Consider the following 13386-nt stretch of genomic DNA (forward strand, 5'->3'; position numbering starts at 1 on the left):
AGAATGAAAGCATTGGGAAAAGATTTTCGACATTTATCACGTCAAGATAAATTACAACGCTTAGAAGACAACGGCTGGATTTCATCAGAAAGTCATCAAGAATTATTAGACTTGCCGCTGCTTTCAGAAGAAGTTGCGGACAGCTTAATTGAAAATGTAATCACACAAGGCGCATTGCCTGTAGGCTTATTGCCAGAAATCATTGTAGAAGGCAAACACTATGCGGTGCCGATGATGGTAGAAGAACCATCTGTTGTCGCTGCTGCTAGTTACGGTTCTAAACTTGTGAATAAAACAGGCGGATTCAAAGTCGAATCCAGCGAACGCTTAATGATAGGGCAAATCGTCTTTATGGACGTTAAAGACCCGAAAGCATTAGCTGAGCAATTATTAGATAAAGAGGATCAAATCCATCAAATCGCTGATACAGCGTATCCATCTATTCTTAAACGCGGCGGCGGTTACCGTAAAATCGATGTCGACACATTTGAGAATGAACAGCTTGTTTCATTGAAGGTTTATGTAGATACGAAAGATGCGATGGGTGCGAACATGATGAATACCATCTTAGAAGGCATTTCAGGCTTCTTGAAGGGCGAATGGCCTGAGATTAATGTATTAATGAGTATTTTGTCTAATCACGCTACAGCGTCGGTTGTGCGCGTCTCAGGGGAAATCGATATTGAGGATTTAGCACGCGGAGAAATGAGCGGTGCTGAAATTGCAAGACGCTTAGAAGCGGCTTCTGTATTAGCTTATGTAGATCCATATCGTGCAGTTACACACAATAAAGGTGTAATGAACGGTATTCATGCTGTTGTGCTTGCGACAGGCAATGATACACGCAGTGCAGAAGCGAGTGCACATGCTTATGCATGCAAAGAAGGGCAATACCGCAGTATGACTAAATGGGAATATCTTGAAGACAAAGGCCGTTTGAAAGGTACAATTGAGATTCCGATGACATTGGCAACGGTCGGCGGCGGTACAAAAGTCGTTCCGATTGCACGTCTTTCTCAAGAAATCTTGCATGTAGATTCAGCACAAGAATTAGGCGAAGTTGCAGCGGCTGTAGGCCTTGCGCAAAACTTCTCTGCTTGCCGTGCATTAGTATCTGAAGGCATTCAAGAAGGCCATATGAGTCTGCAATATAAATCACTTGCGATTGTCGCAGGTGCCAAAGGTGCAGAAATCGAACAAGTTGCGGATGCTTTAAAACAAGCAGAAACAGCAAATATGGCTAAAGCAGAAGAACTATTAAAAGAATTAAGAGGATAATCATAAAGTCAGAAATATAATATAAAGCTGTAAGCATAATAAAAGCAGCGCATCTTGTTAAACAGGATGCGCTGCTTTTACTTGCAACGTAAATTTATTAGTCGATTGAAATGTTTGAACCTGCGATGTCTTGTTCATCTTTTTTCGGCAATGTCACAGTAAGGACACCGTCTTTGTAAGATGCTGTGATACCGTCGCTTTCAATGTTGCTGAAAGAGAATTCACGGCTGACACTGTTTTCGCTGCGTTCTCTTTGGATTACGCGGCCTTCTTCATTTTCAGTGCGGCTTTCAATTGAACGTTTTGCACTGATTTTAAGTGTGCCTTCGTTGTAAGATAAGTTAATGTCCTTTTTATCAAATCCAGGTAAATCTGCTTTTACAATATATTGGTTATCTTTTTCTCTAATATCTGTTTTAACAGGATTGACCGTTGGAATCTGATCTATAAATTGGCGTCCGAATTCTTTAAAAATGTCAGTTGGTTTGCTTTCGAAAGGCATCTAAAATCTCTCCTTTTTTCATTTAATAAAATCCCGCTTTCTTGTTCATTACCCTTGATTTTCAGGGATAATCCCAGTGAATCTTATGCGAGTTTCTATGATTCATTATACCAAATAGGAGAGGTGATAGATAATTAGAGGCTTTTCGTGTTATTCTTCAGTAAAGTTGTTAACGATAAATTTCGTAAGGACAGATTTAATTGTTTTAGCATCTTCCCATGAGATGTCTAAATCATTGAAAACTTCCATTGAAATCTTAGCAATTTCGTGTCTTGTTTTAACCCCTTGCTCTGTTAAAGAGACTAAAAGATTACGTTCATCTGTAGGCTTTCTTAGTCTTTTAACAAGGCCTTTAGCTTCAAGCTTTTTGATCATAGGTGTCAAAGTTCCCGAATCTAAATAAACACGCTGACCTAATGATTTGATATTAATAGATTCATCATCTTCTAACGCTAAAATGACAATATAAGCGGTATAGGTCAAACCGTACTTCTTTAGATGAGGTGTATAGCGTTTGATGATCTCTTTAGATGACACATAGAATAAAAAACATAATTGTTTTTCCAGAAAGTTGTTAGACTCATGCAATTAAATCACTCCTTATTTAAACCAACGATATTATGAACGCTTTCACTTGTCAAGAAGTAATTTCATCCATATAATTTACTGTGTTTAAGAATGATGATTCAAATGAGCGAAATAACATATCTTTTGCAGACAAACATATATAAAGGAGATAGTTCAAAAGATGGAAAAACAATTATTTGATGATGTACTCAAAGCACGCAAATCGGTGAAAGTATACGACAAGGATGTCAAAATTTCACATGAAGAAATGGATGAAATGCTGGAGAAAGCTGCTTTAGCACCTTCATCTATCAATATGCAGCCTTGGAGAGTAGTGGTTGTTGACAGCGAAGCAGGCAAAGAAAAGCTGCGTCCTATCGTACAATTCAATACAAGACAAAATGATACTTCTGCCGCTATGGTTGTTATCTTCGGCGACCTTAAAAACTATGAATACGGCGAACAGATTTATCAAGGCAATGTAGATAAAGGCTATATGCCGAAAGAAACAAAAGAAGATTTATTATCAAAATTCATTCCGTTTTATAAAGGTTTATCATTACCGCAAATGACATCAATCGTTAATATCGACTGCAGTTTGTTTGCGATGCAGTTTATGTTAGTAGCAAAAGCGCATGGGTATGATACGAACCCTATCGGCGGTTTTGATAAAGAAAATATTGCGGAAGTATTGGGACTTGATTCTGACCGCTATTTACCGATTATGATTGTAGCAGTAGGTAAAGCAGACCAAGAAGCCCACCAAACGTATCGTTTAGACCCTGATGCGTTCAGACGTTATTTCTAAGCGGATTATCGACAATTTTGTTACAATAATGGGAAATGTGTAACATTGTTGAGCAATTTCATTCATACTTATACAGATAGAGATGTTTAAAAGGTATGATTTTTAGGGCTAAAGGAGTCTAAAGATGAAGAAAAAAGTGTTTCATATTATCTTAATAATTATTGGTTCATTAATTGTCGCAACGGTTTTTTTCTTTGGTTTGAAAATGTATCAAGGAAAACAAAACTTGAAATTGGTTGATCAGTATATTGCGGAACATCATCTGCAAGACAAAATCAAATCTGAAGAAAAGAAATTTAATGCGAAAGACGGCGTTTACTATAAAGAAGTAGTGTTCAAAGATGAACCTGAATTGACGTATGTAATTCAGCCGATGGCTACTTCAAAAGGGTTATTTGCACAAGCATTTGATACGCAAACAAGAAAACACATCAAAAAAGCCAAACATAATTTCTTTGATGACAATTATAAGCTTAAATAACCGAGCAAGTATGTTAGAATAAAAATGATTAAGACATTAAACACCATGTATTGTGTTTAGTGTCTTATTTGCGTTAAATTAAGATTGAATTCAAAAATTCGTGATAACAGTATGAAAAATGTATCACGACTTATTAATGTTTGATTAAGATTATCGAAATGGGATATAACACCTTTAGTATCAGCAGAGAGAAAAAACATGATAGGAGGGACGCCTGTGACACACAGAAATCAAAAACGTTGGCCAGGGTTTGTATTAGTGATTATCGGTTCAATCTTTTGGGGTGCTGGCGGGACAGTATCGCAATGGTTATTTGAACATATTCACTTGCCGGTCACGTGGTTCGTGGGTGTACGTTTATTAGTATCCGGATTACTATTAGTTATTATTTCATTCTTCTTAGAAGGTAAGAAGACCATTACAATTTGGGCAGATAAAAAAGATACGCTCAAATTATTTATTTATTCACTCATTGGAATGTTAGGTGTGCAGTACTGCTTTATGGCAACCATTCATTATGGTAACGCAGCAGTCGCAACGTTGCTCCAATATTTAGGTCCCGTAATTATTATTTTATATTTAGTAGCGGCTAAAGTGATTAATTTCAGATGGAAAGAAGGCATTGCTGTAACATTAGCGCTCAGCGGTACATTCTTACTGTTGACGAATGGATCGCTTGCGACTTTATCTGTACCGATGCCGGCCATCATTTGGGGTGTTATGTCTGCGTTTGCGATGGCATTCTATACGATCTTCCCAGTACAGCTGCTTGCTAAGTGGGGCACAGTCAATGTCGTCGGCTGGGCAATGTTTATCGCAGGGGTATTCTTGAACTTCCTGCATCCGTTTTGGAAAGTAGATATTTCAAACTGGGATTTTAAAGTTTTAGTTTATTTATTTATCGCAGTCATCATTGGTACGATGTTTGCGTTCTGGCTATTTATTTCCAGTCTGAAATTCTTATATCCGCAAGAAGCCAGTGTTCTAGGTACAATCGAGCCGTTAACAGCGATTTTATTATCTGTTGTGTGGTTAGGGGTATCCTTCGGATTATGGCAAGTTGTCGGTGTTTCATTCATCGTATTGATGGTTATCTTCTTAGCAGTGGTCAAAGATTAACTTAAATAATTAGGATAGAAAGTAATCAGAGTCTATAGGTGTTTAATTCCACTTATATAGTATATAATTCTATACTATTAGTGTAAAATCATCTTAAACTTTTAAACTTTTCTATCCTAATTATTTTTTTTCTGATATAATTAAACAATGTCAGAAAAAGGGGAGATGCATCAATGGCTTTATTTAAGAGAAAAATAAGTTTACCAGTGCAGGTTATGATTGCGCTTGTTCTAGGTGTTGTTGTAGGACTATTACTATATGGACAAAAAGACATAGCGAATTACATTCAACCGCTTGGTGATATATTTTTAAACTTAATTAAAATGATTGTTATTCCGGTTGTATTTTGTTCGCTGGCCTTATCTATCTCAGGTGTAGGCGAATCTAAAACAGTCGGACGTTACGGACTTAAAACAATCATTTACTTTGAAGTGATTACAACTATCGCAATTGCATTAGGTGTTTTGTTCGCGAACATATTTAAACCGGGGACGGGATTAGATCCGAACAAATTACCGAAAGGTGATATTTCGAAATATGAGTCATCAGCGCATGCAGCTGAACATTCTACATATGGCAATCATTTTATTGATACCATTGTAAATATCATTCCGACGAACTTTTTCGAAGCATTAGCTAAAGGAGAATTGCTTCCAATCATCTTCTTCGCGGTATTCTTTGGTTTAGGTATCGCAGCAATCGGAGAAAAAGGTGAACCTGTGAAAGCATTCTTAGGCGGAGTGTTAGAAGCGACTTTCTGGATGATCAATAAAATCTTAAAATTAGCGCCGCTTGGCGTGTTCGCATTTATCTGTGTAACTATTATGACATTCGGTGCTTCCGCATTAATTCCACTTGTGAAACTTGTACTTGTGGTAGTCGGCGCAATGGTCTTCTTCGTTGTCGTTGTCTTAGGCATTGTAGCTAAATTATGCGGCATCAGTGTATTTGATATTATAAAAGTATTGAAAAGTGAAATTTTATTGGCATTCTCAACTTCAAGTTCTGAAGCAGTATTGCCGGTAATGATGAAAAAAATGGAAAACTTCGGTTCGCCAAAAGATATTACGTCATTTGTTATTCCAATCGGATACACGTTCAACTTGGACGGTTCAGCGTTGTATCAATCGATTGCGGCTCTATTCGTAGCGCAAATGTACGGTATTCATTTAAGCTTAGGCGAACAATTAGTCTTAATCTTTACACTTATGATTACATCAAAAGGTATGGCAGCTGTACCAGGTACCTCTATCGTTGTTCTTTTGACGACATTAGGTTCTATGGGCTTACCGGCAGCCGGCTTAGCATTAATCATCGGTGTCGACCGTATCTTAGATATGGTACGTACATGTGTTAACGTCGTAGGTAACGCATTATCTACAGTTGTTATTGCTAGATGGGAAAATGTATTCGATAAGAAAAAATCAGAAGAGTACTTAAAATCGATTTAAGCAGTAATGCAAGTCAATAGGCTTACAGCCTAAATCTAAATTTAATTTTCTGACATACTAATTTGTAAAAGAAGAACCACCGGTGCCAAAAAAGCATCGGTGGTTTTATTATCTCTCCATATTTCAGTATTTGAATTAATGTTTCATGTCATGTATTTTCATCATCAAACCGTGCGGAATATCATCATGCTGCACGACTTTTTTCTTTGAAAATTCATCAGAATCTTTCTTTTTAACTAGTAAGACAAAGTCGCCTTTTTTCGGTTGGAATTGATCATCTGTTTGAATTTTGACGTTTTCCTCAATATGGTTATCTTTTTCGCGTACCATTTTCTCAACTGTTTTAGAATCTTTCATGATACCGTAATATGTTTCTTTTTCGCCTGATGTCATCATCATAATGACTAAAACGACACATGCGATTGCAAGGACTGCAATTAATACGATACCGAGCGTTTTACCATTCTTTTTCATGTATGTAAAACTCCTTTCTTTTTCTTCTTTTATATATACCGAAAATCATGAAAAATTGCAACGAATCATAAATAGGACGTCTTTGTTATAATGAAATAAGCATAAGTTAAAGGAGACCCAGCATATGAATTTTATTGTTTATTGCGGTGCCAGCGAAGGCAAAAATGAAATATATCGTCAAGCTGCACAACAATTAGGAGAATGGATGGCGCAAAAAGGCTATGGTTTAGTTTATGGCGGCGGGAATATCGGCTTGATGGGGAAACTTGCAGATACCATTAAGCAGCATAAAGGTCATGTCATCGGTGTGATGCCGAAATTTTTAGAAGAAAAGGAAATTGCACATCAAGGTTTAGATGAATTGATTATTGTAGATACAATGGCTGAACGTAAAGCAGCTATGCTTGAAAAAGGTGATGTATGTATCGCATTGCCTGGCGGCCCCGGAACACTAGAAGAAATAACTGAAATGGTGTCATGGGCAAGAATCGGCCAAAATGATAATCCTTGTATCTTTTTTAATGTATCAGGGTATTATGACAAAATGGCTGCCTTTTATGATCAAATGGTGGAAGAAGGATTTGTCAGTCAAGCAGATCGCGATTTAATCTTGTTTACAGATGATTTTGATGCATTAGAAGATTTCATTCATCATTATGAAGCACCGCATGCACGTAAATATAATTAAATAAAAATAGACATCATGCATTAAAGCCTGTGCAGACTTTGATGCATGATGTCTATCGTTTGAAGCGATAATTTATATTTTGCCTTTTCGCCATAAGAATAAGAATACAATCGCGACAATAATCATGGAAATACCTAAGGTCGCAACCCAAGAGGTCGGACTATGGTCATTGAGCGGTAAAGGTACGTTCATACCGAAGAAACTGAAAACCAATGTCGGTAAAGTTAAGAATACTGTAAACAACGTTAAAGTTTTCATAATGTTGTTCATATCATTAGATAGCAGTGATTCATATGAAGTTGTGATACTTTCTAAGATACGTGTGTGCAATTCAGTTGTTTCGATGGCTTGGTTGGTTTCGACAAACAAGTCTTCGATTAAATCTTCATCTTCTTCAAAGCGTTTAATCGGCGGTAATTTAAAGAGTTTTTTGAAGACGTCTTCATTACCTTTCAACGCAGCTAAGAAGTATACCAGACTTTTCTCGACTTCCATGAGATTATACAGTTGTTTATTTGTGACTGTTTTTTTCAATTCACGTTCAATACGTAATCTTGATTTATTAAGCAAACGCAAGTTGCGGTTATAGTGATTAGAAATCGTGACTAAGATATTCAACGCAAACTGGCTGCGGTAATGCAAGTTCTGGCTGGATTTTGTGAAGGTGTCTAAAAACTCTACTTCATGATCGCAAACAGTAATCAGACGGCCGTGACCAATAATAATTCCCAGCGGAATAGTCATAAAGGATAGAATCTTATGATTATTTTTATTAACGATCGGAATGTCGATGATGATTAGAGAATATCCGGTTTCGTCATCAAATTCGACACGGGCACTCTCATCGGCATCCAAAGGGTCCTTTAAGAAGTCTTCTGGAATAGTGAAACGCTCAATCAATGATTCGACTTCTTCTCTTGAGGGCTCAGTGATATTAATCCACAAAGCGTCTTCTAAAGAAGTAGTATGAATATCGTGATGAACATTGTGTTTGTAAGCTGTAATCATTCTGAAGCTTCCTTTCTATGAATAAATCAAACAAGGTAGTTTAAACGCAGTACTTTAAGTTAAAAATAAAGAGAACGTATTGTCCGATTTATTTATTATATGCTACATAATAGTACCATAATTTACTGATTTGTGTAGTCTAATTATTAAAGGATGTGACGAAATGGCAACAACAATTCAATACTTGTTACGTATGATAACGAATGAAATGAAAGTGAAAGCTGACCATTTGTTAGAACCTTACGGGATTACTCAAGAACAAGCGCAGACACTGCGCTATATTTATGAAAGTGATACAGGCAAAGTAGCACAAACTGATTTGATTCAAATTTTCAATCGCAAGGGTCCGACAGTAAGCAGTGCGTTAAGAAGCCTTGAAAATAAAAAGCTGATTGAACGTATTAGTGTGCCTGAAGATACACGTAAGAAAGAAGTCGTATTAACAGCATTAGCAAAGAAAGATGTCCGTGAAATCATTGCGATTTTGGATGAGGTAGAAGCGGTTTTATTTTATGAAATACCAAAAGCCGATCAAAATGCATTAAAAGAAATTCTCTATAAAATGCAAGATAATCTGCGTACGCTTGATTCTGAGGCAGGACCTTTTTAAAAGGTTGTTCCGTGTGTCAATTTCATGACGATTTGTACATGACTTTCTGAAAGCATTGGCATCCTTTATAATAGAGAGGAATACTATTAGGAGGAAACAAAAATGCGCAGAATTTTGTATACATTTTTAACTTATACAATTATCGGCTTGCTCAGCGGTGTATATTATCGCGAGTTGACTAAAGCTTTTGAGTTCACAGGCAAAACGCAATTGTCGATTGTGCATACGCATCTGTTAATGCTGGGTATGTTCATGTTCTTGATTTTAATTGTATTTGAAAAACTATTCCAATTAAGCAAGTACTACTTATTTAATTGGTTTTATTATGTTTATAATATTGGGGTTATCGTTACAGTGGCACTACAAGCGATTAAAGGGACAATGCAAGTTACAGGAGCAAGTATTTCACCTGGAATTGCAGGCATCGCAGGATTAGGCCATATGACTTTATCAGCCGGGTTTATTATTTTATTCTTCTTATTGAAGAAAGCTATATTAACCCATCCGATAGAAGGACAGCAAAAACACAAAAATTAAATGTATATGCAAAAGACGCAACATGGTGCGATGTTGTGTCTTTTCTTTATAATTTGATAAAAGTTAATATCTTCTCGAGACAATATCATGTAATATATAGATGAGAACAATTTTCAATACGAATTATGCAGCACAAGAAAGAAATTAGGGGGCAAGCATAATATGAAAGATTTAACAATTATCGGCGGGGGACCTGCAGGCCTCTATGCGAGCTTTTATGCAGGACTTCGCGGCATGAGTGTGCGTTTAATAGATGTACAAGAACAGCTTGGAGGCAAGATGTGTCTGTATCCTGAAAAGATTATTTGGGATATCGGCGGTGTTGCGCCTAAACCGTGCTATCAAATTACGAAAGACTTGATTGAACAAGGGCTTCATTTTAATCCGGAAGTCCGTTTGAAAGAACGTGTCACTGACATTCATAAAGTCAAAGAACGTCATTTCAAAGTGACAACAGACCAAGGACAAGTTTATGAATCAAAAGCAGTAATCATTGCGATCGGCGGCGGTATTATTCAACCTAAGCCTTTAAAAATCAAAGATGCTGAGCGTTACCAAATTACAAACTTGCATTACGTCGTACAAAAGCTGTCTCGTTTTGCGGATAAAGATGTCGTGATTTCAGGAGCAGGCAATTCTGCGATAGATTGGGCATGTGAAATCGCACCTTATGCGAAAAGCGTGCGTTTAGTTTACCGTAAAGATAAATTAACCGGATTTGAGGCAATGCAGGATAAATTATCTGCACATGGTGTGATACAGCACTCGAATAGCCAAATCACAGCGTTGATCGGTGATGAAAAGCAGGAGAATATTCAATCGGTTGTTGTGGAAAACAGTACAACAGGAGAAGCAGAAACCTTATCCGTAGATGATGTCATCATTAGTCATGGCTTTGATATTGAAAATCCGTTATTAGAAGAAGCCGCTACGAAACTCGAAATGATGAATGCCTATCAGATTAAAGGACAGGGCAATACGACAACGAGCGAGCCAGGTGTTTTTGCATGCGGAGATATTATTCATCACGATGCGAAAGTACACTTGATCGCAAGTGCCTTCAGCGATGCAGGCAATGCGGCGAACTTAGCCAAACAATATATTGAACCTGAAGCACCGGCAGAAGGTTATGTTTCAAGCCACAATGAGCACTTTAAAGAAGCAAACAAAGCCATCATTCAACAATATAATGAACAATAATGAAACAAAGGAAAAGCATTCGGAGCAAGCGTCTCTGAATGCTTTTTGCATGCAAAAAATGCCGCACTCAAAAAGTACGGCATTTCGATATGTTACTTATTGTCGAAGTTTACAGTAGTTGCGGAAGTACGTTCGCGCAATTCTGCTTCGATTTCTTCTAAACTGCGTCCGCGTGTTTCTGGCAAGTATTTAGTCACAAAGATTGCGGCAAATACGCCAATCACTGCGAAGATTAAGAAGACGCCTTGTGTCGGCAATACTTCATTTAACATAGGGAAGAATTGTGCAACTGCTAAACTTCCTAATGATAAAACAAGTGCTGCGATACCTGTTGCGGCACCACGTGCACGCATAGGGAAGAGTTCCGGCAGCATAACCCATAGGACAGGGCCCCATGAGAAACCGAAGAAAATAATAAAGATTGTTAAGCATGCAATGATAATCCAAGCAGATGATTGGATACCCATTGACCAGATTAAGATAGCCATGATGACTAATGAAGCCACCATACCGATATTTCCGATTAACAATAATTTCTTACGGTCGATTTTATCAATAATCATAATAGCGACAATCGTTACAAGTACGTTGACCGTACCGATACCGACTGAGCCTAAAATAGATGCTGAGTCACCTAAACCAGCCTTAACGAAGATGGAAGGTGCATAGTAAATAATTGCGTTGATTCCGATAATTTGCTGGAAGAGTGCGAACACACAACCGATAATAATCGTTGGGCGCAGCCAAGGTGATTTTAAAACATTCCATGTACTTTCTGAAATTGCATTGATTTCTTTCATTTCAGCAATTTCATGATCGATTTGGTTTTTAGGGAATGTTAAGCCCATCACTTTACGTGCCGCATTTTCACCGCGGTGTTCCAGCAGCCATCTTGGACTTTCCGGCATAAAGATAACGCCGACTAAAAGAATGACAGATGGTACAACTGCAAGTCCTAACATCCATCTCCAACCTTCGATGCCTGCAAAAGCGTAACCTGTTAAATATGAAGCCAAGATACCGATAGTAATCATCAGTTGGTTTAATGAACTTAAAGAACCGCGTGATTCTGTTGGTGCCATTTCTGATAAATACACAGGAACGATAGCTGTAGAACCACCTACCGCAATACCGATAATAAAGCGGCCGAGAACTAATGTTGTTAAATTAGGTGCCAGTGCTAATACCAATGCGCCTACTATGTAGATAATCGCAATGATAAAGACAACGCGTCTGCGTCCCAATTTATCTGATGACGGTCCGCTGAAACCAGAACCTAATATCGCACCGATTAACATGGCTGATACAACAAAGCCTTCTGTTGCGCCGGTTAACGGTATATCATCAGGAATATAAAGCAGGGCACCAGAAATAATACCCATATCATAACCATAGAGCAATCCGCCGAGTGCGCCTATGAAGAAAATGAGGTTTTTGTTAAACTTCTTTCCCATTATGATAACCTCCTATTTAGAATTTAATGTAAATTAAGTATACGCTTTCATTAAATTAAAGTAAATAACAATATAATACGACTTGTCCAATAATATTAATTAAAATATATTGTAATTATGAAATTCAAATAAAAATGCAGCAACTTCATTTGAAATTGCTGCGAAAAGGGAGGGGATTATTGCTGATCAGGGTTGATTTTAACGACAAAACGGCCGCTGGATTGATTATTCAACATTTGTTCCATAGCATCAGGTACTTCATCTAATGAAATGACTTGTTTGATAGAATGCAAAGGCTCTGGTTTTAAATCTGTCGCCAGTCTGCGCCAGATTTGTTTGCGTATTTTCATAGGTGTTTCTGCTGAATCTACCCCTAAAATACTATTGCCGCGTAAAATAAACGGTAAGACAGTTGTCTCGAAATCAATACCTGCAGTGTTGCCGATTAAAGCGATGCTGCCTCTGTTTTTTAAGCGTTTGATAATATCTCCGACATGTTTGCCGCCTACAGGATCAATGACTGCTTGCCATTCTCTTTTACATAACGGCTTTTCTGATTCTCGTTCGACACGAGGAATCACTTCATCAGCACCGATAGATTTTAAATAGTCTTCATTTTGCTGGTTACCGGTACTTGCGACTACTTTATAGCCGATGGCACTTAACATCATTATTGCCAAGCTGCCGACGCCGCCGCTTGCACCGCGTACAAGGACAGGCGAACCTTCGACAGTTAATCCGTTGTCCTCAAGTTTTTGGATTGCTAAACCTGCGGTATAGCCTGCAGTACCATAAATCATTGCTTCTTCAAGTGTCAGATTTTTAGGAAGCGGGAGTATCCATTCTTCTTTAACACGTGCAAGCTCGCTTAAGCCGCCATGGTGCGATACACCTAAATCATAACTTGTCGCAATCACTTCATCTCCAGGTTGGAAGGCAGAAGTTTCAGATTCAACTACTGTACCTGCTAAATCAATCCCTGGAATAATCGGATAATCTTTTACTACACCAGCACCTTTTTTAGCTGCGAGTGCATCTTTATAGTTAATACTAGAATAGGCTACGCGTATTAATACGTCGCCTGATTCGATTGTTTCTATAGGTAATGTTTTTAATTGCGATTTGACTTGATGGTCATTCTTTTCTGCATAATATGCGCGGAATGTCTCTGTCATATCTTTCATTCCTTTCATTTTCATAATTAAAGAA

Annotated in this window: 15 protein-coding genes; 9 read left to right on the forward strand and 6 right to left on the reverse strand. The window is 37.7% G+C overall.

All coding sequences use genetic code 11. The features are described from left to right. Nucleotides 1–3: 3 nt before the first annotated feature. A complete protein-coding gene (locus tag DVJ99_RS00600; protein WP_114602745.1) occupies nucleotides 4–1278 on the forward strand; it encodes a hydroxymethylglutaryl-CoA reductase, degradative in 1275 nt (424 codons plus the stop codon). Between the two features lie 97 nt (nucleotides 1279–1375). On the opposite strand, the gene DVJ99_RS00605 is transcribed toward DVJ99_RS00600, so the two are convergent. After that, nucleotides 1376–1780: an Hsp20/alpha crystallin family protein gene (locus DVJ99_RS00605; protein WP_114602746.1), complete on the reverse strand. Its 405-nt coding sequence runs from the start codon at nucleotides 1778–1780 to the stop codon at nucleotides 1376–1378. 150 nt (nucleotides 1781–1930) lie between these two features. Then, on the reverse strand, nucleotides 1931–2368 hold the full coding sequence (locus tag DVJ99_RS00610; RefSeq protein ID WP_114602747.1) for a MarR family winged helix-turn-helix transcriptional regulator: 438 nt from the start codon (nucleotides 2366–2368) through the stop codon (nucleotides 1931–1933). A gap of 160 nt (nucleotides 2369–2528) precedes the next feature. On the opposite strand from DVJ99_RS00610, the gene DVJ99_RS00615 reads away from it, so the two are divergent. The 4 genes from DVJ99_RS00615 (at nucleotide 2529) to DVJ99_RS00630 (ending at nucleotide 6206) form a co-directional block, all read left to right on the forward strand. After that, nucleotides 2529–3155 (forward strand): nitroreductase family protein, encoded by a 627-nt coding sequence (locus DVJ99_RS00615; RefSeq protein ID WP_114602748.1) that lies wholly within the window; start codon nucleotides 2529–2531, stop codon nucleotides 3153–3155. A 124-nt stretch (nucleotides 3156–3279) separates the two neighbouring features. Beyond that, nucleotides 3280–3636, forward strand: coding sequence for a DUF3139 domain-containing protein (locus tag DVJ99_RS00620; protein WP_105993178.1), 357 nt, complete (start codon nucleotides 3280–3282; stop codon nucleotides 3634–3636). A 216-nt stretch (nucleotides 3637–3852) separates the two neighbouring features. Next, on the forward strand, nucleotides 3853–4755 hold the full coding sequence (locus DVJ99_RS00625) for an EamA family transporter (RefSeq protein ID WP_114602749.1): 903 nt from the start codon (nucleotides 3853–3855) through the stop codon (nucleotides 4753–4755). Nucleotides 4756–4928: 173 nt separating this feature from the next. Then, complete coding sequence (locus DVJ99_RS00630) at nucleotides 4929–6206, forward strand: cation:dicarboxylate symporter family transporter (protein ID WP_114602750.1); 1278 nt, start codon at nucleotides 4929–4931, stop codon at nucleotides 6204–6206. Between the two features lie 135 nt (nucleotides 6207–6341). On the opposite strand, the gene DVJ99_RS00635 is transcribed toward DVJ99_RS00630, so the two are convergent. Then, on the reverse strand, nucleotides 6342–6680 hold the full coding sequence (locus DVJ99_RS00635; protein WP_105993181.1) for a DUF4889 domain-containing protein: 339 nt from the start codon (nucleotides 6678–6680) through the stop codon (nucleotides 6342–6344). A gap of 124 nt (nucleotides 6681–6804) precedes the next feature. On the opposite strand from DVJ99_RS00635, the gene DVJ99_RS00640 reads away from it, so the two are divergent. Continuing rightward, a complete protein-coding gene (locus DVJ99_RS00640) occupies nucleotides 6805–7368 on the forward strand; it encodes an LOG family protein (RefSeq protein ID WP_114602751.1) in 564 nt (187 codons plus the stop codon). Nucleotides 7369–7440: 72 nt separating this feature from the next. Here DVJ99_RS00640 and DVJ99_RS00645 read toward each other — a convergent pair whose 3' ends face one another. Further along, entirely contained in the window at nucleotides 7441–8376 is a 936-nt protein-coding gene (locus DVJ99_RS00645; RefSeq protein WP_105993183.1) for a magnesium transporter CorA family protein, read from the reverse strand. A 163-nt stretch (nucleotides 8377–8539) separates the two neighbouring features. On the opposite strand from DVJ99_RS00645, the gene DVJ99_RS00650 reads away from it, so the two are divergent. The 3 genes from DVJ99_RS00650 to DVJ99_RS00660 all read left to right on the forward strand — a co-directional run bounded on the left by DVJ99_RS00650 (nucleotide 8540) and on the right by DVJ99_RS00660 (nucleotide 10723). After that, complete coding sequence (locus DVJ99_RS00650; protein ID WP_105993184.1) at nucleotides 8540–8986, forward strand: MarR family winged helix-turn-helix transcriptional regulator; 447 nt, start codon at nucleotides 8540–8542, stop codon at nucleotides 8984–8986. Nucleotides 8987–9088: 102 nt separating this feature from the next. Continuing rightward, the gene (locus tag DVJ99_RS00655) at nucleotides 9089–9523 is read left to right on the forward strand and encodes a DUF2871 domain-containing protein (protein WP_114602752.1); all 435 of its coding nucleotides are present in this window, start codon (nucleotides 9089–9091) and stop codon (nucleotides 9521–9523) included. A gap of 162 nt (nucleotides 9524–9685) precedes the next feature. Further along, nucleotides 9686–10723 (forward strand): NAD(P)/FAD-dependent oxidoreductase, encoded by a 1038-nt coding sequence (locus tag DVJ99_RS00660; protein ID WP_114602753.1) that lies wholly within the window; start codon nucleotides 9686–9688, stop codon nucleotides 10721–10723. Between the two features lie 92 nt (nucleotides 10724–10815). On the opposite strand, the gene glcP is transcribed toward DVJ99_RS00660, so the two are convergent. Both glcP and DVJ99_RS00670 read right to left on the reverse strand, forming a co-directional pair. Beyond that, nucleotides 10816–12177, reverse strand: coding sequence for a glucose transporter GlcP (gene glcP / locus DVJ99_RS00665; RefSeq protein WP_114602754.1), 1362 nt, complete (start codon nucleotides 12175–12177; stop codon nucleotides 10816–10818). 176 nt (nucleotides 12178–12353) lie between these two features. After that, a complete protein-coding gene (locus tag DVJ99_RS00670; RefSeq protein WP_114602755.1) occupies nucleotides 12354–13352 on the reverse strand; it encodes an acrylyl-CoA reductase family protein in 999 nt (332 codons plus the stop codon). Between the last annotated feature and the right edge of the window lie 34 nt (nucleotides 13353–13386).

It is taken from the genome of Staphylococcus sp. EZ-P03 (assembly GCF_003344575.1).
In the GTDB taxonomy this organism is placed as follows: Bacteria; Bacillota; Bacilli; order Staphylococcales; family Staphylococcaceae; genus Staphylococcus; species Staphylococcus simulans_B.

Coding starts and splice junctions, on each gene's coding strand:
- DVJ99_RS00650 (WP_105993184.1), top strand. CDS start 8,540: ATGGCAACAACAATTCAATACTTGTTACGTATGATAACGAATGAAATG.
- DVJ99_RS00620 (WP_105993178.1), top strand. CDS start 3,280: ATGAAGAAAAAAGTGTTTCATATTATCTTAATAATTATTGGTTCATTA.
- DVJ99_RS00600 (WP_114602745.1), top strand. CDS start 4: ATGAAAGCATTGGGAAAAGATTTTCGACATTTATCACGTCAAGATAAA.
- DVJ99_RS00660 (WP_114602753.1), top strand. CDS start 9,686: ATGAAAGATTTAACAATTATCGGCGGGGGACCTGCAGGCCTCTATGCG.
- DVJ99_RS00655 (WP_114602752.1), top strand. CDS start 9,089: ATGCGCAGAATTTTGTATACATTTTTAACTTATACAATTATCGGCTTG.
- DVJ99_RS00605 (WP_114602746.1), bottom strand. CDS start 1,780: ATGCCTTTCGAAAGCAAACCAACTGACATTTTTAAAGAATTCGGACGC.
- DVJ99_RS00635 (WP_105993181.1), bottom strand. CDS start 6,680: ATGAAAAAGAATGGTAAAACGCTCGGTATCGTATTAATTGCAGTCCTT.
- DVJ99_RS00670 (WP_114602755.1), bottom strand. CDS start 13,352: ATGACAGAGACATTCCGCGCATATTATGCAGAAAAGAATGACCATCAA.
- DVJ99_RS00615 (WP_114602748.1), top strand. CDS start 2,529: ATGGAAAAACAATTATTTGATGATGTACTCAAAGCACGCAAATCGGTG.
- DVJ99_RS00630 (WP_114602750.1), top strand. CDS start 4,929: ATGGCTTTATTTAAGAGAAAAATAAGTTTACCAGTGCAGGTTATGATT.
- DVJ99_RS00640 (WP_114602751.1), top strand. CDS start 6,805: ATGAATTTTATTGTTTATTGCGGTGCCAGCGAAGGCAAAAATGAAATA.
- glcP (WP_114602754.1), bottom strand. CDS start 12,177: ATGGGAAAGAAGTTTAACAAAAACCTCATTTTCTTCATAGGCGCACTC.
- DVJ99_RS00645 (WP_105993183.1), bottom strand. CDS start 8,376: ATGATTACAGCTTACAAACACAATGTTCATCACGATATTCATACTACT.